This window comes from Candidatus Galacturonatibacter soehngenii, from assembly GCF_008830185.1.
Classification (GTDB): Bacteria; Bacillota; Clostridia; order Lachnospirales; family Lachnospiraceae; genus Lachnotalea; species Lachnotalea soehngenii.
In genome coordinates this window covers 1,264,226-1,287,970 of record NZ_WAGX01000005.1, presented here as the reverse complement: position 1 = coordinate 1,287,970, position 23,745 = coordinate 1,264,226, and the positions used below count along the sequence as shown (strand labels likewise).

The window sequence follows — 23,745 nt, the reverse complement described above, 5'->3', positions numbered from 1 at the left end:
CATTTTGACCGTCTCGATTATAATATGATATAATACAAACAGTGAGTGAACTTGTTTCATTTTTAGTTACGATAGAATAGTTACGATAGATAAGGCGAATAATAGGTTGAGAAATCGGGAGAGGGAACATTATGGAATCGGTAGTTGATATCATTATCACAGGTAAAAATTTTGTAATGAATAATATTTTTTATATCAATTTGGTATTATCCATTATTATTGTCTTTTTTCAACGTAAAGATCCCAAATCCGTATGGGCATGGTTATTAGTCATGTATTTTATTCCTATCGTTGGCTTTATATTATATATGTTAATCGGGCAAGATATGCACAAACGAAGAATGTTTCGAACGAAGGAAATAGCCGACGAACTAAACACTGTCATTCGAAAACAAGAAGAGAGAATTTATAAAAATGAATTTAAATCACAAGAAAGTGAAATTAGCGAGTTTTCAGATCTTATCCTTTATAATCTGGAAAGTGGAGACGCCGTATATACGGATGATAATGATATTGAGATTTATACAAATGGTGAAGAGAAATTTAAGGCTTTGATCAATGCGATTTATAAAGCAGAGAAATACATTCACATGCAATACTACATCATCAAAAGTGATGAAGTTTTTGACCGTATTATGGAGGCTTTGATAAAAAAAGCAAAAGAAGGAGTCGAAGTAAGAATCTTATACGATAGTATGGGGTGTCGTAACTTAAAAAGAAGTGATGTAAAAAAACTAAACGAAAATAACGTTATGACAGCAGAGTTTTTCCCTGCTTTTTTAAGGCGTCTTCATCTACGTATCAATTATCGTAATCACAGAAAAATTGTAGTTATTGATGGAAAGAGTGCATTTGTGGGAGGCTTTAATGTTGGAAAAGAATACATTGGAAAAGACAAGAAATTTGGCAATTGGAGAGATACGCATTTTAAAATAACAGGAAGTGCAGCGACAGCCTTGGGCGTTCGTTTTATTCTCGATTGGAACTATGCGGCTAAAGAAAACTTATTTCAGACCGATAAATATTTTGAGAATATGGAGCAGGAAGCAAAAGGAAGTAATGCAATCCAAGTAATTTCTAGTGGCCCCGATTCCAATAATCAAAACATTCGAAATAATTATGTAAGATTGATTAATAAAGCAAAAAATAATATTTATATTCAATCCCCTTATTTTATTCCTGATGATGTGGTGCTGGATGCATTAAAAATTGCTGCATTATCTGGTATTGATGTAAGGGTTATGATTCCATGTAAGCCAGATCATCCCTTTGTATATTGGGCAACGTATTCGTATATGAGCGATTTGCTAAGCGTAGGGGCTAAATGCTACACCTATGATGATGGCTTTCTACATGCAAAAGGGATGGTTATTGATCGAAAGGTTGCTTGTTATGGTACGGCAAATATGGATATTCGAAGCTTTAAACTTAATTTTGAAGTAAATGCGGTAATCTATAATCAAGAGACGGCTGCAAAACTTGAGAATATATTTATGGAAGATTTGAATCAATCTACACAGATTACTCCATATATCTATGCAAACAGACCGTTTGTGATACGTATTAAGGAACAGGTATCAAGGCTTTTATCACCACTTTTATAAAAGGGTAAAAGCGTATGGAGGAAGAAAATGTTACGAAAGAAACTAACAGCAATTGTACTAATTATTACTTTATTAAGTACAATGACTCAAGCCATTACAGTTAATGCTGCAACCAATGCCAAAGAGGTATTAAATGGTGCTACATTGAATCCCATTCCTACTAATTACGCTCCTCTTGATAAGTTGGTCCGTAAAGTTTTAAAAAAATATATGAAAGACGATATGAATACGTATGAAAAAGTAAAGGCTTGTTATGATTATCTCATTCATAATGTTTCTTATAGCAGTAATATTTTTCAGGCTAAAGCGTATCAAGAAATTATGAGTGCCTCATACTCCTCGTCTTGGGATAAGAAAGTAATCTATTATGCCTATTGTGCCCTTAAGAATAAAAAAGAATCCTGTTATGGGTATTCTTCTGCTTTTGTTGTGCTTACTAGAGCAATTGGCCTTGAGTCTTATGTGATGCAAGGAAAGACAGCACTGGCAAAGGGTGGATATGGGAATCATTGGTGGGTTAATATAAAAATAGATGGTAAATATTATGTATTTGACCCAAATGTCGACGAAAATATTGCGAAGGGAAACACCATATATTATTATCGGTTCTGTAAATTAGATGCAGAGGTACCAGATAAGTATATTTATACGAACCGAAAGGAAGACATAAACCAGTTTCATGAATTTCAAAAAGGAATTCCATTAAAATCGATTCAGTTTAATAAGTCAAAACTTACGTTATATACAGGTGAGAATCAAACACTTTCACTTAACTTAAAACCAAGTGATGCGACCGTTACTGCCAAAACGGTATGGAAAAGTTCAAATAAAAAAATTGCTACTGTATCAAAAAGTGGAATCATAACAGCTAAAAAACCTGGTACTGTTACGATAAGTGCAGTAGTTGGAGACAAAACAACAAAATGTAAGGTGACAGTAAAGAAACCGTTTATTAAATTAAATAAAACATCTATTACGTTAAAAAAAGTTGGTAATCAATCAAGACTAAAAACAAAAGTTTCGCCAAATCTTAAGGAAAGCACCATTAAATGGAAGTCCTCCAATCAAAAGGTAGTAAAGGTTACAGAAAATGGGGAGATAATAGCTCTGTCAAAGGGCACAGCGACCATAACTGCCTACATTGGAAAGGTTAAGGCGAAATGTAAGGTTATAGTAAAGAAGTAGACAAAAGAAAATGGGGGGATAAGTATGAGACTAGTTGCGACTGAGATGATTGATGAGTCAATGGTTTTAGCAAGGAATGTGTTTGCAGGAAAATGTCTAGTATTAAAAGCAGGAACAAGTCACATACCAAAGTATACAAATAGCTTAAAAAATATGGGAATCCATTATCTTTACGTAGAGGACGAACTTAGTAAAGATATTACAATACCAGATGCGATAACAGAAGAGAATCGAGTACGTTGTAAGGAAATCTTGATGAACACACTGGAGGACTTGCAAAAGGGGCAATCTCTCAAGCTTAATAAATTAGCAGATAATGTAGAAAATATTATCAGTGATATTATGAGTAATAGTGATTTGCAGCTTAGTCTCTCGGATTTGAGTGCGACGGATGAATATACATTTTCTCACTCTGTAAGCACTACTGTATATGCGCTTTTAATAGGATATGGATTAAAATATACAAGAAAAATGATGTCGGCATTGGCAATGGGAACGTTACTTCATGATATTGGTAAAATTGTATTAGATCCAGCAATTGTACACAAAGAAGATGCGCTAACGAACGAGGAGTTTGAATATGTAAAAAAGCACGTAGAATGTGGCTACGAACTTCTAAAGGATGCGCCTAATATCCCTACGATAGCAAAGGAAATCACATTAAATCATCATGAAAAGTTAGATGGAAGTGGCTATCCAAGAGGCTTAAAGGGAGACGAGCTAAATGAATTTGCAAGAATTAGTGCCATTGCAGATGTCTATGATGCCTTGACCTCAGATCGATGTTATCGTAAGAAGTGGCCTACGTATAAGGCGGTTGATTTCTTGATTGAAAATAGCGGAATAAAATTCGATCCTGATTTGGTACGTATCTTCATCCAAAGAATTGCGGTATACCCCAATGGTTCTATGGTGCGTTTATCGGATGGGAAAATTGCGCTTGTAAAAGATCAAAATAAATACACGCCACTTAGACCGATTGTTAGAGTGATTGCAGATGAAAATGGAAACAGAATATCTCCTTTTGTGATAAACTTAATGGAAGTGTTATCACTTACGGTAATCGAATCAGAAGTTGAAATTTCCAAAAGTATTATAAATCAGAAAAGAAATTATACGATGGAAGAAGAATCATTTTTATAAAGAAAAGTGATTTTCCTGTGAACTTGTCTATTTTACTTTCATTTTTTAAAAAAATGTGGTATAAACAAATAGGCGTATAAAATGCACAGAAGGGAAAGAATCATGAAAAAAAATATTAAATTAGCAGCTGTATTAATTACAACAGCAATATTAGCCGCAGGATGTGCGAAGAATTCTGAATCAGCGAAAGATACAACGAAAGACACAACAAAAGAAAGTACTACAGCTACAGCTTCAGATGTAGATTATAGCAAGTATGTAACACTTGGTACTTATAAAGGAATCGAAGTAACAAAACAATCTGTAGAAGTAACAGAAGAAGAAATAGAAGCACAAATTCAGTCGACACTTACGAATAGTTCTGTAAATGAAGAGATTACAGATAGAGATACAGTTGCAGAAGGTGATGTAGCTAACATCGACTATGAAGGTCTTTTGGATGGTGTCGCTTTTGATGGCGGTACTGGACAAGGATATAATTTGACCATTGGTTCAGGCCAATTTATTCCTGGTTTTGAAGAACAATTAGTTGGCGCAAAAGTAGGGGAAAAGATTAGTATTAATGTAACATTTCCTGAAGCATATACAGAAGAATTAGCAGGGAAAGACGTTGTATTTAACGTAACCATTAATTCAATCAGCAAAGAAGTTGTTCCAGAGCTTACAGATGAATTTGTTCAAGGAATTTCAGATGCCAAGACAGTTGATGAATACAGACAAGTGGTAAAAGAAGACTTGATTAAATCAAAAGAAGATGCAGCAGAAGCAACTAAGCAAAGTGATATTTGGACAGCAGTAAAAGAAAATTGTGAGATTAAAGAATACCCTAAGGAATTAATCGATAAATACAGTGAACAGATTACGACCATGTATTCTGCTTATGCTGAGCAAGCTGGCGTGGAAATGGATGAATTCATGACCACTTATTTTGGCATGAGTTTGGAAGACTATGCAAAACAGGTTGCTGGAGAAGAAATGATCTTTAAGTTGATTGTTAAAGATGCTGGTTTGACAGTCTCTGATGATGTGTTTAAGACAAAAGCAGATGAGTTAGCATCTACTTATGGTTATGAATCATCAGATGCATTGATTGAAACATATGGAGAAGATGAGCTAAAGGATAGTATTCTTTGGGAAGTTATGATGGATTATTTAAGTGAAAATGCAAAAGAAGCTTAAGTTATAAGAAAGAGATTGTTTGATAAGGATTATTAAGATCAGGTATACAATTTGGATAAATTGTATACCTGATTTTTATAATTAGAAATGCAAACGTGGCTTCTTTTTACATAATAAGAACAGGAATAATTAAATTTTCATTCGCATACATTGTAAAAATAATACATGTGTGGGAAGTTAAATGAAGGGATATATTGAAGAGAGAGCAGTAGATATTGCGAATTACATTATTAGCAACAATGCAACCGTTAGACAAACCGCAAAGCAGTTTAGTATTAGTAAATCTACCGTACATAAAGATGTTACCGAAAGATTAGTCAATATTAATCCTGCTTTGGCAAAACAAGCAAGAAAGGTTCTTGATGTCAATAAGTCAGAGCGCCATATTAGAGGTGGATTGGCTACTAAAGAAAAATACTTACACCAAAGTTTTCACAAAAGCTATTAATTGGTAAAAGCACAAAAGAGGTAAATATTTTATAAAATTCCAAATCAATATTCTACTTTTTAAATTATGTGGTATGATAAATATGTAGGTACTTATAAAAGTAGCAAAGTACGAAAGGGAAAGAATATGAATCAGGTTAGAATTGCCATTATTGGTATTGGGGGAATGGGGAAAAAATATGCCAAGATTATTGATCGCGGCATAATAAGAGGAATGACACTTGCAGCAGTTACATGTAGAAGCGAGGAAAATGCCGTCTGGGCAAAAGAAAATTTAAACAATCAGACAAAAGTATATCAAGATACCAATCAGTTATTTGAAGAATCAGATCAATTTGATGCGGTATTAATTGTAACGCCACATAAAACACACCCTGAATTTGCAATTCGAGCATTTGAACATAAAAAGCATGTATTTTGCGATAAGCCTGCCAGTATTTCAATTGATCAGGCAGAACGTATGAACCATGCAGCCAAGGTTTCTAACATGAAATATGCGATGATGTTTCATCAAAGACTTTATAAAAAGTATGAAAGGGTTAAGGAACTAATTGAAAGTAAGGAGTTAGGAGATATCAAAAGAGTCTTGCTTGAGAATACGAAATATTACCGAACTTCATACTATCACAAATCCAGTAACTGGAGGAGCAGCTGGAATCATGAAGGCGGAGGTGTCTTAATAAATCAGGGACAGCATATGCTTGATATCTGGCAATGGCTCTTTGGTATGCCAAAATCCTTGTGCGCCAAAATCTGCTATGGGAAATATAATGATTTTTTAGTAGATGATGAGGCAACTATTTATATGCAATATGAGAATCAAATGTCTGCCGTATTCTTTATTACAACTGGCGAAGCGGCAAGTGAAGAACGATTAGAAATAATTGGAACAAAGGGAAAGCTTTTACTCATAGATAATCATCTAAAGATATGGAGATACGAAACAGACTCAGAAGAATATGCAAAAACAGCTAAGGCATTTAGTACGGAAGAATTAAAAATAGATATTAAAGAAGAAGAGTTTGAGGTGCAAGTGGATCCGTATGAGGAAATGCTTCAAAACTTTGCGGATGTAATCCTAAAAGGAGAAAGCTTAATAGCTCCAGGAGTAGAGGGCAGTAATGCACTGGCTCTTGCGAATGCGGCTTATTTATCCTCTTGGAAGCAAGAAACTGTATCATTACCGATACAAGCCAAACTTTATGAAGAACAATTAAAACAAAAGATGGAAGAAGAAAGTAAGAAATTCCATTAAGCAAGCGAAAAGACAAAAGAGGGAACAAGGATGTTTTCTAGAAAAGACTTGGTGAGGCTAATAGTCCCACTTATTATAGAGCAATTCTTAGCAGTAACGGTAGGTATGGTTGGTACCATAATGGTATCTGGTGCAGGAGAAAGTGCGGTTTCTGGTGTATCACTAGTAGATAGTATTAATGTTTTGTTGATTACTGTATTTGCATCGCTTGCTACAGGTGGAGCTGTGGTAGTTGCACAATTTATTGGACAAAAGAACAAAGAAAGGGCCTGCGAGGCGGCGGATCAGCTGCTTTTATCAGCAGGAATTATTTCAATTATTATTATGGCATTTGCATTACTTGGTAATCGTGTAATTTTACGCTTGGTATTTGGTAATGTAGATCAATCAATTATGGATAATGCTGTAGCTTATTTTATGATTACAGCATTATCCTATCCATTTTTAGCGATATATAATTCTAGTGCAGCGCTTTTTCGAGCGATGGGAAATTCAAAGATTTCCATGTATGTATCCTTGGTTATGAATGTCGTTAACGTAGTTAGTAATGCTATATTGATTTATGGATTTTCTATGGGGGCAGCGGGAGTTGCTTGTTCTGCTACCTTGGCGCGTTTTGTTGCGGCAGTCATTATGTATCGATTGCTTCGCAATCAAAAAAATCCAGTTCATTTTTCAAAAAGATTTGTATTTCGTTTTAATCGTGAATTAATTCGAAGAATTCTTGCGATTGGTATCCCAAACAGCTTGGAAAATGGAATGTTTCAGGTGGGAAAGATTCTGGTATTAAGCTTAACGACTAGCTTTGGTGCAGTTGCTATTGCAGCAAATGCAGTGTCTAATAATGTTGCGGCCTTTGCATCTTTGCCAGGCTCTGCGATGGGACTAGCTTTAATCACTGTAGTGGGACAATGTGTGGGAGCAAATGATAAAAAACAAGCACGTAAATACACCAAACAGCTTTTACTAGCTTCTTATCTTATTATGGGGGGATTTAATCTCTTGATTCTAGCTGCCTGCCCAATCATTGTGTCTTGGTTTCAATTATCAGCAGAAACGGCAAAGGTTACGAGCTGGTTGATTACGTATCATAGCATTTGTTGTATGATTATCTGGCCTGCCTCTTTTACGTTACCAAATGCGTTAAGGGCAGCAAATGATGTGAAGTTTACCATGGTAATCGCAATCTTTTCTATGTGGACTTGGCGTATTGCATTTAGTTATGTACTAGGGCAATACTTTGGATTCGGTGTTAAGGGAATCTGGATTGCTATGACAGTGGATTGGCTATTTCGAGCCACTTGTTTTGTGATGCGTTTTATTAATGGAAAACATTTGAAGCAGATGAATACAGAACCAGCAATTCCAGCATAATCATGCCTAAGATTTATTAATTATTATGCATTTTATGGCTTGTCAATAAGACTTGCTTATCATATAATGATAGGAACTGGTTTTACAACCAAATGAGAAATACTGTAAAGACGGCAATGAAGCCTCATCAGCTTCATTGCTACGAATAATAAGTAGGAGGAAGCACTTGTGGAAAGAGAAATGGTATTAGTACTAGACTTTGGTGGTCAGTATAATCAACTCATAGCAAGACGTGTAAGAGAATGTAACGTATATTGTGAAGTTCATTCTTACAATATTAGTTTAGACAAAATTAAAGAAATGAATCCAAAGGGAATTATCTTTACTGGAGGACCCAATAGTGTATATGGTGAGGATTCACCAAGATATGAAAAGGCAATCTTTGATCTTGGTATCCCAATTCTTGGAATCTGCTATGGTTCACAGCTTATGGCATTCGCACTTGGTGGAAGCGTAAAAACGGCTCCAGTGAGCGAATATGGTAAAACAGAAGTAAGTATCGATAAGAGTTCCCTTTTATTTGGAGACGTGGCAGAAAAGACAATTTGCTGGATGAGCCATACCGATTATATTGAAAAAGAACCAGAAGGATTTACGGTTACCGCTACTACACCAGTGTGTCCTGTAGCAGCAATGGAGCTTCCAGAAAAGAAGCTTTATGCAACCCAGTTTCACCCAGAGGTTATGCACACCAAAGAAGGTATCAAAATGCTTCACAACTTCCTTTTTAAAGTATGTGAATGTGCAGGCGATTGGAAGATGGATTCCTTCGTTGACAATGCAATTGAAGCCATTCGTGCTAAAGTTGGAGACGGAAAAGTATTATGTGCGTTATCTGGTGGTGTGGATTCTTCTGTTGCAGCAGTTATGCTTGCGAAAGCAGTTGGAAAACAACTTACCTGCGTATTCGTAGATCATGGTCTTTTAAGAAAGAATGAAGGGGATGAAGTAGAGGCTGTATTTGGACCAGAAGGCCCATATGACCTTAACTTTATTCGTGTAAACGCACAAGAGCGTTTCTATCAGAAGTTAGAGGGCGTAAAAGATCCTGAGACAAAGAGAAAGATCATTGGTGAAGAATTCATTCGTGTCTTTGAAGAAGAAGCAAAGAAGATTGGAACCGTGGACTTCTTAGTACAAGGAACCATTTACCCTGACGTAATTGAAAGTGGATTAGGAAAGTCAGCTGTCATTAAGAGCCACCATAATGTTGGAGGACTTCCTGACTATGTTGACTTTAAGGAAATCATTGAACCTCTTAGAGATTTGTTCAAGGATGAAGTTCGTAAGGCTGGCTTAGAGCTTGATATTCCAGAATACCTCGTATATAGACAACCATTCCCAGGTCCAGGCCTTGGAATTCGTATCATCGGTGCGATTACACCTGAAAAGGTTAAGATGGTACAAGAAGCAGATGCCATTTATCGCGAAGAGATTGCAAAAGCTGGCGTAGACAAGGGTCTTGGGCAGTACTTTGCAGCTTTAACAAATATGAGAAGCGTTGGTGTTATGGGGGATGAAAGAACCTATGATTATGCCATAGCGCTAAGAGCAGTAACTACATCTGATTTCATGACTGCGGAGAGTGCTGAACTTCCTTGGGAGGTGCTTGGTAAGGTTACGAGTAGGATTGTGAATGAGGTGAAGGGGGTTAACCGTGTGTTGTATGATTGTACGGGGAAGCCGCCTAGTACGATTGAGTTTGAGTGACATGAAGAAACGCTACAACCCAGTAAAATCAAGGGCTGTAGCGTTATTTTTTTAGGCGTGATTCTAGTTTGATTCTAAAAATAAAGTAAATCAATAGGATCAGGTTCATAAGTGTCAGGCTCTATTATAGTCTTAAAAGATGTTCGGTTTGAATTTTTAAAAAATTTTTTTGAAATAAATTGATGAGCTAAGTTTTGGATCTTTTCAATCATTTCTGAATATTTTGAATTATTTATAGGTATAATATTGCTTTCAAGCTTTTGATGAAAATTAATAATTAACTCGATATCCAAACTTGAAATTTGATACATATTACAATAATGGACAAGTAAAGCAAATGGATTGTCAAATACTGTATTTTGTAGTTTATTACATAATGAGGTTATAAGATCGTTTTTCTTTTGATTTGGGAGCGTTAGATTATAATCTACCTTGAGAATAGTATCTATTTTCTTCGCAAGTATAGTTTCACCATTACTAAGTTTATTTCTATTGCATGTATAGTCATTTTTTGCAAGTGACATCAAGAGGTTGAAAAAATAATAAAATGACTCTTGATATAAGCTTAATGAAAAATAGAACGTACCAAGATGAAAATAATGAATATAAAGTGAAATATGTTTTGCTTGATGTAAATAATCAGTTTCTATTGGGGATAGAATCGAATGACCTTTAACTTTTTCCTTTTTTATTTCTGTATAACTAATATTATTAGAAATACCATATGGAATCTTGGTTAAAAATGTTAATAGTTTATTTGTTCTGCTAAATATATTGAATACTTTTTCAAATGATAATATTTTTTCTGAATAGTAATATACAATAAAAGCATCTGAAGTAGCCATATCTTCTATATTTAGTCTGTTGAGTTTTAGTATACAGTTATTAATTTTGAAGGATTCGTTTCTTTTGTAATCTAACTTATAAACCAAATTATTAGAATAATCGAGAATATCTGGATTTATATCTAATTCTGTACTATATTCAAAAATCATAAGTTTTACTCCTACAGTATTTTTTGTGATGATGGAATTGATATGTTTTTTGTATTAAAAAAGTATTGTGAAATTATGGTTCTTGATAATGATGAAATTAATATATATTCAGGTGAAATTGAATGTATATCTATAATAGAACCATGAGCATATTTGTTTCTTAAACGGATTGCCTTTTCAAGAAGTTCTGCATCAATATTAACTTTATACAAATTACAAAGATGAGATATGGATGCATTGGCACTTGAAAAAAATTGTGGTAAAACACAAGAAACAGCTGTGAAAACTAATTTATTGTTATTTACAAGAATGGTACTAGCTTTATATTCTGAAATAATTATATCATTTAGAACTTTATACATTTTAGTATCAGAAAAGTTTGAATCATAATTAGTAATTTCTTTTGTTTTGGCTAGTGATTCGATTATTTTGAAAAAATTAAAATACGCTTCACAAATTGAGTCATCAAAATAGTTTAGTCTAGTTGCACTACCATAAAGAGCAAGCGAGCTTGAAAAAAGCGGAGTGAAATTAGATAGCCTTTGTTCAATATTAGCTATTTTTCGGATACTTTTATAATTACTACAGACGGGTATTTCAAGTATATGAGATAAGGGAGGTAACTTGGTGGGAACTTTAAAAGGAATATTTGTTAGATAAATTAACAAATATACGGAATTTCTTATTGTATGTAATGAATCGATACTTTGCTCTTGATCTGTGTATAAATATGTCAATTCTAGAAAGTCAGAAATATGAAAGTCATAATCAGTATTTTTTTTAAGCGTATAATAACATTTTCCTAATTTAAAGGTAGTGTTATTTTTATATTTGATATGAAAAGAAAACTCTTCTAAAGAGTCTATGGCATCACCAATTTCAATATTTAGTTTGTAACATTTATTTGTCATCTTATACCCCCTCATCTAAAAAACTATATAAGTTTATTTGATATATTTTTATTATGCCCTTTCTTCACCACCAAATTACTGTCCACCAAGCTCTGCTTGATCCGTTCACACATTTCCATCAACTCAGCTATTTCAGCATTATATTCTTCATCACTTCCAAATTCATGCCTAGAATCAACAGTTTTTTGCAAAGCAGCCTTCGCTTGTGCCCATTTTGCTAATCTTTCATTTATCTGTGGATGATTGAAACGCAAGGTCAAGGTTTTTGGATCAATTACACCCTTAGAATTTTTCTTTCCCTGAAATTCTAAATCTACCTGCTCGTCCATTTTAAAGATGAGAGAGAGCACATCTGAAACTGTTTCTATATCAAAATCCATAAACAAATTAATACTTACGCCAAGTGCATTGGCAATTTTAAGAAGCTGGTCGGGTTTTGGATTTCTGTCACCGGCTTCATATTTTCTTATGGTCACTTCATTCATGTCAGCAAGTTCGCCAAGTGTTTTCTGTGAAATACCTCGGAGAGTTCGGTAAGCTCTTATTTTTTCACCAACGGTCATATCAGCACCTCTTTCATATACTTTTGTATCTGACAGATACATTTGTATTGTAACACATATAAAACAGATAAGAAAGAAAAATTTTTATTTGTGATTCTAAAAAGAGTTGACAAGATACATATGTATCTGTATAATAAAAAAACATAAAGAGATACAAAAGTATCTATAACACATAACAAAGGAGGTAGACGAAATGAAGAACACAAACCAGATGTATTTATCGGCACAAGAAGTGGCAAATATACTTGGAATGTCAAAGTCTTATGCTTACACAGTCATTAAAAAAATGAACGAAGAGCTTGAGAAGAGGGATTGTATTACAATTCCAGGCAAGATTCCGACCAAGTATTTTGAAGAGAAGTTTTTTGGAGTTCAGGTTATTCAGTAGAAGGGAGAGAATTATATGAATTTAACTAAGGACAAGAAATTAGGAACATGGCTGGTTCAATTTTACTATACGGACTGGCAAGGCAAGAAAAAGAAAAAGCTTAAAAGAGGTTTCCGTACAAAAGCGGAAGCCTCCCAATGGGCAATGGATTTCTTGCAACAGCAACAAAGTGACCTCGATATGGTATTTGAGAAGTTTGTGGAGCTTTATTATGAGGATATTGAGAATCGTCTAAAAGAGACTACTATGAGGACGAAAAAATATATTATCGACCTCAAGATTTTGCCATATTTCAAAGACAAACGGATAAATGATATCAAGGCTGCTGACATTCGAAAGTGGCAGAATAAATTATTGCATGAAGGTTATACACCGACTTATCTAAAGACCATAAATAATCAGTTGGCAGCAATATTCAATTATGCAGAGCGATATTATGACCTGAAAAATAATCCGTGCAAGAAAGCAGGTACCATTGGAAAGAGCAAGGCAGATGAAATGCTTTACTGGACAAAGGACGAGTATCTGCAATTCCTTGAAGGCGTAAAGGATAAGGAAATGTCTTACATGGCATTTCAGATTTTATACTGGACGGGGATGAGAATTGGAGAACTGCTGGCACTGACTTTTAACGATATTGATTTTGAAGAACGTAAAATCAGTATTACAAAGACTTATACCAGAATCAATGGAGAAGATAAAGTAACCACTCCAAAAACACCAAAGAGTAATCGAAAGGTAAATATTCCTAAGTTTTTGGTAGAGGATTTAAAGGATTATACCAGTAAGTTATACGGAATCATGGCAAATGAAAGAATCTTCCATTGTACCAGCAGTTATCTTACGAGTGAAATGAAACGTGGCGTAAATAAGACTGGCGTGAAGAAAATAAGGCTTCATGATTTAAGGCACTCGCACGCAAGTTTACTTGTTGAGATGGGCGTGACACCGCTTGAAATGGCGGAACGTTTGGGACATGAAAAGATTGAAACAACATTAAATACTTACTCGCATTTATATCCAAATAAGCAGGCACAATTGGCTGACCGATTGGATGGAGAATTTGACAGAGAGGAGGAAGAAGAGCTATGAGTGGAGTACACAAGAATCCGACGCTCAGCTTTCGTATTTCTGAACGAGAACGGGAAGAAATCGAAGCTAAGATTGTAGTTAGCGGTCTTAACAAAAAAGATTATTTTGTCCGTTCCTGTATTTACAATCATATATGTGTGGTGGGGAAAAAGGAGCTGATTTACAAATTAGTTCGGGAGCTTCGGATGATGATGGATACGCTTCAAGAGGTCACAAAGCAGTTTGAACAGTCAGAAGTATTTTTATCCAAGGATGGACTGGAAGATATGAGAATAGAGTATCTGAATCTTTTAAAAGCAATGATTTGGATGTTAGATGGCGCCAAATATTTATGGCAGGACAATAAAGAAAATGCCCCTACCAAAGAGTAAGGACATTTAGGAACAAAAGCAAAGCCTTTGTTTCATGTATCTCGCAAATACAAGTATAGCAAAGGCTTTCGCTTGAAACAATCACAATTTTTCAAGGAGGCGAACATGGAAGAAATCAAACAAACGAAATCTTCGTATCATTTAATTAATATGGCAGATGTGATTCCCAAAAAAGTGGAATGGCTCTGGAATCCATATATTCCATTAGGGAAACTAACAATCGTACAAGGTGATCCAGGAGAAGGAAAAACAACCTTTGTATTGCAACTAGCAGCACTTTTATCGAGAGGTGAAATGCTCCCTTGTGATGACAAGGAGCGTGAACCAATTAATATTATATATCAGACAGCGGAAGATGGTCTGGAGGATACCATAAAACCAAGATTATTAGAAGCAGGCGCAGATTGTAGCAAAATTATGGTCATTGATGAAAGTCAGCAGGAGTTATCCATGACGGATGAACGCCTGGTCATGGCAATAGAAGAAACTGGGGCAAAGTTGGTTATTCTTGACCCAATTCAAGCATATTTAGGAGCAGAGGTGGATATGCACAGAGCAAACGAGATACGTCCAGTCTTAAAACGACTTGGAAGTATAGCTGAGAAGTATAAATGTGCCATTATTCTTATCGGTCATATGAATATAACCAGTGGGAGTAAATCCACTTATAGAGGACTAGGTTCCATTGATTTTCAGGCAACAGCAAGAAGTGTACTTGTGGTAGGACGGATAAAAGAAGATCCCACACTTCGTGTCATAGCCCATGATAAAAGCAGCCTTGCAGCTGAAGGAACATCAATAGCATTTCGATTGGATGCAGACGCAGGATTTACTTGGGAAGGTCGTTATGATATCAGCGTGGAAGAATTATTATCTGGTGATAGCAGAGGACAAAAGACCAAGGATGCAAAAGCTTTTTTAACAGATATTTTATCAGATGGGCAAAAAAGCAGTAAGGAAATTGAAGAACTTGCTAAAGATAAGGGAATCAAGAAAAAGACACTGTTCAATGCCAAACGAGACATGAATATTGATTCTGTCAAAATTGGAAATCAGTGGTTCTGGATGTTGTAGGGGGAAGATGGCAAGATGGCTGTCTTTATAAGAAGAGGAAATCTTGCCGCCTTCCAATATTATTTGGAAAATACAACTATAAATGAAGATTAAGAATGGGAAGGAAGTAGCATTATGGAAGAAAAATCATTATTTGAAGAATTAGGAGTACAGTATCAGGAAAAGGATGGAATTCATTATCCTCTTTTATCCGTAAGTTCAGAAGAATGTCAGCTTGCAAATGTGGGGAAATACGGAAGAATGTGGATTGGGTTTTTAAAAGAAGCTTATGCTGAAAGGTATCGTAGTCTTGTGAGATTTGGAAAACTTTACGATAAGGCTTCTGAAATAAATGAAGAAGCATATGAGCTGCTAGAGAATATTGAAACTGTTTGGTTAGAAAAGAATAAGCCAAAAGATCCAAATTCATTTATGGAACAATTGCATTTACGAAATCAGGCAAGGATGATGGCGGAAGAAATTGTATTGAGGGAAGTGGTAAGGAAGTTTCACTAATTTAAAAAATCGGTGGCTTCACATTGTGGAGCCAAAATTCTGCGTTGGCTACAGAAAGTACGGCCAAGTACGAATAATGGCTATAGAAAGTGCTGCCAATAGGTAAAAACATAAAATATCAGGGTTATGAAATATTTGATGTGGCTACACAAACTATAGCCATTTCTGGAGAGTGGCTATAAAAAGTAAAGCCGATTTTATTTTTGGCTATAAAAAGTGTAGTCACATCATATATATTAGGGGTTTCAGGGGTATTTACCACCTGACAAGTCGCAATAGGACGGAGGCGTCGTTGTTGCGTAACTTGCCGTGCTCATCCGAAATATATTAGGTTCATTGCGTTAAGGAATTGTTCAAGCAGGAGCTTTGAAGTGGAGAAATAATTTCTCTTTTATTCGTTAGTGGAAGTGCAACTTCTAGTGCAAATGCTTGTGCAAAGTCGAGGGAGTCCATTGCTAGATACGCATCAGAGACGTCTCAGGTCTCTAACGCATCTAGTTAGGGGAAAATCCCCTAAAACCCTTGAAATATTAAAGTGAGTGCATTTTTTACTATCACTTTTGAATTGTGAGTGCACAAAATGCTATCACAGACAAAATATGAGTGCATAAAATGCTATCACTTTTTTGAAGGAATTATGATGGCCCGGATAAGATAGTTGAAGTGAGTGCACTTTTTACTATCACTTTTGGATTGTGAGTGCACTTTTTACTATCACTTTTGGATTGTGAGTGCACAAAATACTATCACAGGTCGATTTTGATGGCATTTTATGCTATCACATATTTTTGCAAATTATTTGGAAAAGTAGTAGTATTACAGAAACTTGTACGGTATAATATTGTACAAGTGATAAAACAATGAAGTTTAATCATGCAAGTGCAAATATTAGCACCCAGAAAGGTAAATATGAGCAAAAAAGGTTATGTTCCACCATATACAATAACAGATAAGACAGTAAATTTAATTTCTGCTATTACTGAAATAATAACCAAAATCACGATAAATGATAATATGAGTAATAACCCAAGACTTAGACGTGATAATCGTATTCGTACGATTCATGCGTCGTTAGCAATTGAAAATAATTCCTTATCCTTGGATCAGGTAACGGATATTATCAATGGGAAAAGAATTCTTGGGGCACCGGACGAAATATGCGAGGTTAAGAATGCTTTTGAAGCATACAATAAGCTGTTGGAAATGAATCCATATTCTGTTAAGGACATGCTGCTAGCACATAAAGTGTTGATGAATGAGTTGACGAAAGAAGCAGGAACTTTTCGAAGTGGTGGCGTAGGAGTATTTGCAGGAGAACAGTTGGTTCATATGGCTTCGCCAGCAAATCAAGTTCCACATCTGATGAAAGAATTGGTAGATTGGGCAAAAAAAGCAGAAGTTCATCCATTGATAAAAAGTTGTGTATTTCATTATGAATTTGAATTCATTCATCCATTTGCTGATGGTAATGGTAGAATGGGACGAATGTGGCAGACGTTGTTGCTGTATAAATGGAAATCGCTGTTTGGCTGGCTTCCAATAGAAACATTGATAAGGGAGCGGCAAGATGAATATTACAAAGTGCTTGGCGAATGTGATCATAGTGCTGATTCTGGTAAATTCATAGAGTTTCTACTAAAAACCATTTATGATGCATTATGTGAAATCACAGATACCGAACAAGTAGGAGAACAAGTGACCGAACAAGTTGAAAGGCTTTTAGAGGTTATTGATGATAAAGAATATTCAACGAAAGAACTTATGGAATTATTAGGGTTAAAGCATAGACCGACGTTTAGAGATAATTATTTGTTGCCAGCTTTGGAACTAGGCTTGATTGAGATGACGGTGCCTGATAAGCCTAATAGTAGTAAGCAGAAATATAAAAAAGTGGAACATGTTTAGGCGTAAATTGTAGATATTTTTTGAATATAAAAGAAAATAAAGAGTTAAATGAAAAGTATATATGTGTACTTAGGTTTATTACTAAGAAATTAAAACAATAAAATACAAAAGTTAAAGGAGAAGAATAATGCAGTTTTTATCAAAAGAGAGTCTGGAATGTATATTGCCAAACTACAAGAACTTATTTTTTACAATTGGTAATATTAGGGAAGAAGCTAAAAAAAATAGTATTTCACAAGAGGCATATGAACATTTTCCTTACAGTAACGTTATAAGCATATTAGGTGAACGTGGTAGTGGAAAGACAACTGTTTTTTCATCACTAAGAGAAATATTAAGAAACAGTAGTAATGGAGTTGAAGAATTTACAAAAGATGTAGAATTACAGAAGTTTATCTATGAAAAAGATCTTCACTTAAAAATTATTGTTCCAGAAATGATTGAAGAAGGCACGGATTTATTGGGCATCATATTACTAAATATATATGATATTTTAAAGAAAAGAAAAGATGAAATTGATTTGTTCTATAAAAAGAGTGAAGAAAAATCTAGACAAAGAGGATACGAATCTTGTATTTTTACAGACAAAAATGAAATCGATGAATTATGGGATAAAGTATTTTCAACATATTTAATGAGAAAAGAAGGATTTTCGGAGATAGCAAAAGAAAATTATTCTACAATGAGTGAATATGCAAATGAAAGACAAAAAAGTTTGTTATCAGAAATTGAATTAAACCAAGGAATTCACAAGCTTTTTTCTAAACTATCTGAAGTATTTAGCAATGAAAATGAAAAAAGCTTGATATATATTTATATCGATGATGCAGATATTAATCAGGAACGTTGTGCAGAAGTGATTAATACTATTTTGAGGTATTTAAAACACCAAAGTGTAGTGATTTTGATTTCTGGAGATATAAAAAAACTTGAAAAAGAGATGCTTTTTTTTGAATTGAAAAATGAATCTATGTCAAAAACGAATTTTGAAAGAGTATTTGATTCATTAGAGAAGAATAAGGAGGAGTATGTATATGAACTATTAAAAAAAGTTTTACCGTACTCCAATAGATTTTATTTGGAAAATTTAAGTAATGAACAAAAAAGGAAATTGAAATATCCTAAAAAAGATGATGGAAATACGTTTGATGATATTTTAAAAAAAGCATTTTTCTCTGGGAGAGAAGACGAGTACTCGCTTCAAATGATAGATTCTGTATTTGGAATTTTTGATTATAAGCCGAGGGGAATTATAAGTATTTGGGATTTTATAGAGAAAAGCTTTTCGAATCAGAGTGAAAGAAAAGTACATATATACAATGCTCTTGTAAGTAATATTATCAATACGAATGAATTACTGAAAGAACAAGAAGAAACAATTATAAATTGTATAGTATTTAGAAATGTATTGGGAAAAGTTGCGCTTGAAGTTAAATATGAGCTTTTTATTAATTACATCACTAGTAAACTAAATGTATATTTTTCGCAAAATGTAAACGAAGAAATAGAAGATAAAATGAGATTGCAAAAAGCTTTAATTGAAATTGTACATTTATTTTATTTTTGCGAGCAGATTGTTGGAGGAAGAGAAAATTTATCCGGTAACTATTACAGCGATATGCTGAACAATATTATTGGAGTAAGCCAGGAAAAGAGAGTTTATTTTAATACAATGAATGCTACTAATGTAATTGCATTCTATAGTCAATTAGTAAACGTATTGGAAATTAGACAGCAAGAAGAAATATTTAATAATAGTACATATTTTGAATCTTATAAACAAGTGATAGATAGATTAACAAAAAGAAGGAAAATTAATCTGCGCGGGGACTATGAATGGTATATAAATTTTAATAATACTAAAAATAATTATAATAATGGATATGGAAAGTGTATTGAACAAATTATTAATTTGACAACGGGATTAGAATTTGACCAGCAATTATTAAATGTTGAAAGAACAATTCAAGAGTTAAATAGTAATTACAATGAAGGACCTAACAGAAATACATTTATAAACAGAGATGATAATAAAATAGAAGAGGCATTAAAGGAAATTAGGAATGCTTTACTTGCGAAAAGAGTTTGGGAAAGCAGTAAAGAATCCTTTATGGTAAGTACTGACCAGTTTGAAGATTTTAATGAAAAGAAAATGTGGGGAGAAGTTGATAATCAACAGTTTGTTATGACTAGTATACTTTCAAGGGAAATCCTAGATGATTTGAAATATTATGTAAGTATTTCGGAGTATACTTTTTTGGCAAATTTCAGATATGATCTTCAGGGAAAATCATCAAAAGATATGATTAAAATGTTGATTACACTTAAAAAATATGCTATGGAAAAATCTCGAAAATACTATTACTATGATAAAGCAACATGTACTAATATTAAAAATAGAGTTAGTAATAATGCTATAAAATTTAGTGTTCAGAGTAATCTCCGAAATTATATTGAAAGTATTATAGAGAATCTTGAACATAAAAGTAATAATTTATCTGAACTACTTGAAATAATTAAAAAATCGAGTCCTACCAAAAGTAATGAAGAAAATATATTTGAAGTGTATTCAAATAATAGAGCGCATTTATTTTTTGAAAATCGACATGAAATTGAAAATAGTGGTTTAATATACTACTATGATGAAGAATGTAACGATAAAACGGGATGGTACTCTAGAAGAAGAAATTTATATCTAAAGTTATTTGAACTTTTGTCTTTGACATTTATTCAAATACGATGTGATGAATTGTTACAAAATTATTTCTTTTTAAATCAAAACGAACTTTTTAATTTACATAATCAAGAAGACATCCATTTTAATTGTGATTACTTAGACATAGGAAACTCCTATTACTCATGGTATGTTAATAACAATATTATGAATATAAAAGAAAATGTCCAAATGAAAATAGCCGGTATAAAAAGCAAGTTGCTTAATAATGTGGAACACTATACAGTGATAAATATTAGTATGAGTTCTTTAAACTCATTGATAAAAATTATTAATGACTCAGATTTTTATCAAGAAATAATTGTTATTAAAAAAGAGCTAGAGGCCAATCAGAAAATAAAAAAGAAAGATTGGGAAATATTTGATAATAAATTTAAATACTATATTGAAAGCTTAAGAAATCAAAGAGGAATGGAGTATTACTTGAGTTCATTAGAGGTAATAAGAAATGAATTATTTAAAGAAGATGAAGTAATATATACTGCACAATTAGTTAGTGACATAATAAAAACAGAAGAAACAAAGATTTATCAAGCGGAATATGAGGCACTAATTTTGATTATGAAAGATATCTTATATTCACCAAATGATCGCAGGTAATTTAGAGGAGGCATTAATATATGTTAAAACATATTACTGATACAACAGTTAAAGCTTCAATATTACCGTTTTCAGATGAGCGATTTTTAAAAGAAGATATATTTAATAAAATATATCTGAGTCAAAATCCTTATACAGAGTATAGAGAATTTGTTGAAAAAACATATAGTTATATTCGGCAAACACATCATATTGATAATTTAGACTATATTCAGCTATTAATAGAAAAATATTATCCACTAAGACTACTTAGGAATTATGATAGTAATTCAATATTTCAAAATCAATTAAATCAAATTTCAAAGTGCTTTATATGTCATAGAAATGGTATTTTTGCGTTGAAATATTGGACTAATGATTGTTATGATGGAATGTTCGAGGCTTTCCAAGGATTTAGTAAGATTGAGTTATGGAACACATTTTCGAGACAATTTTGTATGGACATATTAGTTGCAAACTATTTGCTTGAAAATGATATGAAGGATAAAGAGTATCTTAATGGTTATTATTGGTTGATAAACATTGGGGATTTGCAGTTAGATCGGATTTTAGAGAACGGTATTGCAGAAAATCATATGCACGTCAATGCGGGAACATATTTTTCTACTATATGGGAAGAAATGTTGAATCTATCAAATGTAGATCTAGATAATATACCTGTATTGAGGGAATACGGTAGTATTCAGTATAAAGATTATATTGTTAAAGCTTCAATTTTTCGAATAATATCATCTTACTATTTAAGATCAAGGATACATAGCGGTAAGTTGTTTTATGATTATCTTGAAACATTAGATGCTTCTTTAACAGAGTGTAAAAAAATAATTGACCTGATGAATTGCAATAAATTAGTGATTGATGTAATTGATTTCAAAGATGTATATGATAAATTATTACGAGGAAGTAGTGTCGGAGAGATATTGGGAAACGGCAAGTCATATATTCATACCACAGATGAAAATATTTTCTTGTTTGAATCATTAAAATACATAAAGACTACTAAGGATGATGTCTTTAGCAGATTGTTTTGGAAATATATTGTTCTGAAAAATATTCTTTACCAGGGAATTACACAAAATAACTACAGTACAGGCCTTGATTATTTTCAAAAATATTTTAGTAAAGCTACATGTAAATTAAATGTTGGAAGGCACGATTATTTAAAAAATGTTTTCCTAAATCAAATATATAATAATCATTTAAAAAAATTAGAGATACGAATTAGCCCCCCCAATAATCCAAAACAAAAAAATGTTCTAAGAAAACAGTTATGTAAATCATTAAAAGATATATTTGAAGTTTATCTAGAACTTATAGATGATAAAAATATATCAGATATTGTTCCCAATTTAGGCATTGTTATTCATTTTATTAAAGAAAAAGATCAAACTTTTTTTGAAAAATGTTGGTGTATTGAAAGTGATAAAGATAGCAATTATTTTTATGGAAATATTCAAAGACGTTATTTTAATCAAATAAATACAATACTAGATATTAGAAAGAATATACCAAACTTGTCAAAGTATTTAGTGGGTATTGATGCTGCAAGTGTCGAAAATAACACAGAACCATGGGTATTTGCACCTATATATCAAGTTGCACGTGATAGCAAAAATGGAATGCTTGACAATAAATTTAGTAAAATTAACAACTTGGGTTTTACTTTTCATGTAGGAGAAGAATTTAGGCATATCGTATCTGGATTGCGTCATATTGATGAAGTAATAGAGCATTTTGGATACCATGCGGGAGATAGAATAGGACATGGTATTGCGCTTGGCATTGATATAAGTAGCTGGTGTGAAAATAATAAAATAATCGCAATACCAAGAATTGAATATTTAGAGAATCTTCTTTGGTTATGGGGTATCAGCAAAGAATGTGGCATAGATTTTAATTATGTTGAACAAGAAATTATGAAATTGGCTGAATGTATATATGAAAATATTCAGGGAATAACAGTTTATGAATTATGGAAGGCCTATCAAGCGAAGTTTAACAAATTTCAAGTGGATGAAGATCTTATGAATTCTATTTGCAATATTCAAGCTGAAAGATGTGCTGAAAAGATATTATGCACAAAAGTTTCTACAACTGCAGGACTGTATTGGAATGCAGAAAAATTATTACATGCATTTCACTGCAAATGTTATTTGGAAAGAATGTATGAGGTAATACAGGTTAATGTTGTAAAATCAGATGTAGAATACATAAGTTGTGTTCAATCTTATCTGAAGAAGAGATTAAACCAAAAAGGTATTGTAGTTGAAGTGAATCCTACTTCAAATTTAGCAATATCAGATATCGAGCGATTGTTTAAACATCATGCGATAAGATTGAATGATAAGGGACTCGATGGAAATAGTAAAGAGAATGGTCTAATTCTTAATATTAATTCCGATGATCCAGTGGTTTTTAATACAAGTACAAGTAATGAACTAGCGTACATATTTTATTTGTTGCAAGACAAGGGTTATTCAAGAGAATCAATTTTATCATGGATAGATAAGGTTAGAAAGTGGGGAATGGATACAAGTTTTGTAATTGCGGATGAAAATAGAACAAAAGAAGACAGAAGAAAAGAAATAGAACAAATAATAAATGCACTCAAATAATCAGTATATGCTGGAAATGTGATTCTATTTTGATTCTAAAATTCGTCCAAGCCATTTGAAAAATAAAATATTACAGAGAATTCAGTCAGTTAAAAACACTAAACA

Annotated in this window: 19 protein-coding genes; 16 read left to right on the top strand and 3 right to left on the bottom strand. The window is 33.2% G+C overall.

Going from position 1 to position 23,745, the window contains the following annotated elements:
* Window positions 1-128 precede the first annotated feature (128 nt).
* The 8 genes from cls (at window position 129) to guaA (ending at window position 9,897) form a co-directional block, all read left to right on the top strand.
* The gene (cls, locus tag F7O84_RS13335) at window positions 129-1,604 is read left to right on the top strand and encodes a cardiolipin synthase (RefSeq protein WP_420886647.1); all 1,476 of its coding nucleotides are present in this window, start codon (window positions 129-131) and stop codon (window positions 1,602-1,604) included.
* Between the two features lie 27 nt (window positions 1,605-1,631).
* Window positions 1,632-2,789, top strand: a complete 1,158-nt coding sequence (locus F7O84_RS13330) for an Ig-like domain-containing protein (protein ID WP_151146093.1) — start codon at window positions 1,632-1,634, stop codon at window positions 2,787-2,789.
* A 24-nt stretch (window positions 2,790-2,813) separates the two neighbouring features.
* Complete coding sequence (locus F7O84_RS13325) at window positions 2,814-3,932, top strand: HD-GYP domain-containing protein (protein WP_151146091.1); 1,119 nt, start codon at window positions 2,814-2,816, stop codon at window positions 3,930-3,932.
* A gap of 102 nt (window positions 3,933-4,034) precedes the next feature.
* Window positions 4,035-5,111: a trigger factor gene (tig, locus tag F7O84_RS13320; RefSeq protein ID WP_192451759.1), complete on the top strand. Its 1,077-nt coding sequence runs from the start codon at window positions 4,035-4,037 to the stop codon at window positions 5,109-5,111.
* Between the two features lie 181 nt (window positions 5,112-5,292).
* Window positions 5,293-5,559, top strand: coding sequence for a sporulation transcriptional regulator SpoIIID (gene spoIIID, locus F7O84_RS13315; protein ID WP_151146086.1), 267 nt, complete (start codon window positions 5,293-5,295; stop codon window positions 5,557-5,559).
* A gap of 126 nt (window positions 5,560-5,685) precedes the next feature.
* Window positions 5,686-6,813, top strand: coding sequence for a Gfo/Idh/MocA family protein (locus F7O84_RS13310; RefSeq protein WP_151146084.1), 1,128 nt, complete (start codon window positions 5,686-5,688; stop codon window positions 6,811-6,813).
* 30 nt (window positions 6,814-6,843) lie between these two features.
* On the top strand, window positions 6,844-8,187 hold the full coding sequence (locus tag F7O84_RS13305) for an MATE family efflux transporter (RefSeq protein WP_151146082.1): 1,344 nt from the start codon (window positions 6,844-6,846) through the stop codon (window positions 8,185-8,187).
* A 168-nt stretch (window positions 8,188-8,355) separates the two neighbouring features.
* Window positions 8,356-9,897: a glutamine-hydrolyzing GMP synthase gene (guaA, locus tag F7O84_RS13300; RefSeq protein WP_151146079.1), complete on the top strand. Its 1,542-nt coding sequence runs from the start codon at window positions 8,356-8,358 to the stop codon at window positions 9,895-9,897.
* 74 nt (window positions 9,898-9,971) lie between these two features.
* On the opposite strand, the gene F7O84_RS13295 is transcribed toward guaA, so the two are convergent.
* The 3 genes from F7O84_RS13295 to F7O84_RS13285 are packed head-to-tail and all read right to left on the bottom strand — an operon-like array spanning window position 9,972 to window position 12,366.
* Entirely contained in the window at window positions 9,972-10,892 is a 921-nt protein-coding gene (locus tag F7O84_RS13295; RefSeq protein ID WP_151146076.1) for a hypothetical protein, read from the bottom strand.
* Window positions 10,893-10,903: 11 nt separating this feature from the next.
* The gene (locus F7O84_RS13290; RefSeq protein ID WP_151146073.1) at window positions 10,904-11,803 is read right to left on the bottom strand and encodes a hypothetical protein; all 900 of its coding nucleotides are present in this window, start codon (window positions 11,801-11,803) and stop codon (window positions 10,904-10,906) included.
* Window positions 11,804-11,826: 23 nt separating this feature from the next.
* The gene (locus F7O84_RS13285) at window positions 11,827-12,366 is read right to left on the bottom strand and encodes a helix-turn-helix domain-containing protein (RefSeq protein WP_151146070.1); all 540 of its coding nucleotides are present in this window, start codon (window positions 12,364-12,366) and stop codon (window positions 11,827-11,829) included.
* A 193-nt stretch (window positions 12,367-12,559) separates the two neighbouring features.
* On the opposite strand from F7O84_RS13285, the gene F7O84_RS13280 reads away from it, so the two are divergent.
* The 8 genes from F7O84_RS13280 to F7O84_RS13245 all read left to right on the top strand — a co-directional run bounded on the left by F7O84_RS13280 (window position 12,560) and on the right by F7O84_RS13245 (window position 23,640).
* Window positions 12,560-12,754, top strand: coding sequence for a helix-turn-helix domain-containing protein (locus F7O84_RS13280; protein WP_151146067.1), 195 nt, complete (start codon window positions 12,560-12,562; stop codon window positions 12,752-12,754).
* Between the two features lie 15 nt (window positions 12,755-12,769).
* Window positions 12,770-13,846, top strand: a complete 1,077-nt coding sequence (locus F7O84_RS13275) for a site-specific integrase (protein WP_151146064.1) — start codon at window positions 12,770-12,772, stop codon at window positions 13,844-13,846.
* Window positions 13,843-14,217 carry a plasmid mobilization protein gene (locus tag F7O84_RS13270; RefSeq protein ID WP_151146061.1) on the top strand — a complete coding sequence of 125 codons (375 nt, stop codon included), beginning with the start codon at window positions 13,843-13,845 and terminating at the stop codon, window positions 14,215-14,217. The genes F7O84_RS13275 and F7O84_RS13270 overlap by 4 nt, the downstream gene beginning before the upstream one ends.
* A 105-nt stretch (window positions 14,218-14,322) precedes the next feature.
* The gene (locus tag F7O84_RS13265) at window positions 14,323-15,291 is read left to right on the top strand and encodes an AAA family ATPase (protein ID WP_151146058.1); all 969 of its coding nucleotides are present in this window, start codon (window positions 14,323-14,325) and stop codon (window positions 15,289-15,291) included.
* A 114-nt stretch (window positions 15,292-15,405) separates the two neighbouring features.
* Window positions 15,406-15,786 carry a TnpV protein gene (locus F7O84_RS13260; RefSeq protein WP_151146055.1) on the top strand — a complete coding sequence of 127 codons (381 nt, stop codon included), beginning with the start codon at window positions 15,406-15,408 and terminating at the stop codon, window positions 15,784-15,786.
* A gap of 909 nt (window positions 15,787-16,695) precedes the next feature.
* The gene (locus F7O84_RS13255; RefSeq protein WP_151146052.1) at window positions 16,696-17,691 is read left to right on the top strand and encodes a Fic family protein; all 996 of its coding nucleotides are present in this window, start codon (window positions 16,696-16,698) and stop codon (window positions 17,689-17,691) included.
* 127 nt (window positions 17,692-17,818) lie between these two features.
* Window positions 17,819-21,025: a hypothetical protein gene (locus F7O84_RS13250; protein ID WP_151146049.1), complete on the top strand. Its 3,207-nt coding sequence runs from the start codon at window positions 17,819-17,821 to the stop codon at window positions 21,023-21,025.
* A 20-nt stretch (window positions 21,026-21,045) separates the two neighbouring features.
* The gene (locus F7O84_RS13245; RefSeq protein ID WP_151146046.1) at window positions 21,046-23,640 is read left to right on the top strand and encodes an amidohydrolase family protein; all 2,595 of its coding nucleotides are present in this window, start codon (window positions 21,046-21,048) and stop codon (window positions 23,638-23,640) included.
* Window positions 23,641-23,745: the final 105 nt, after the last annotated feature.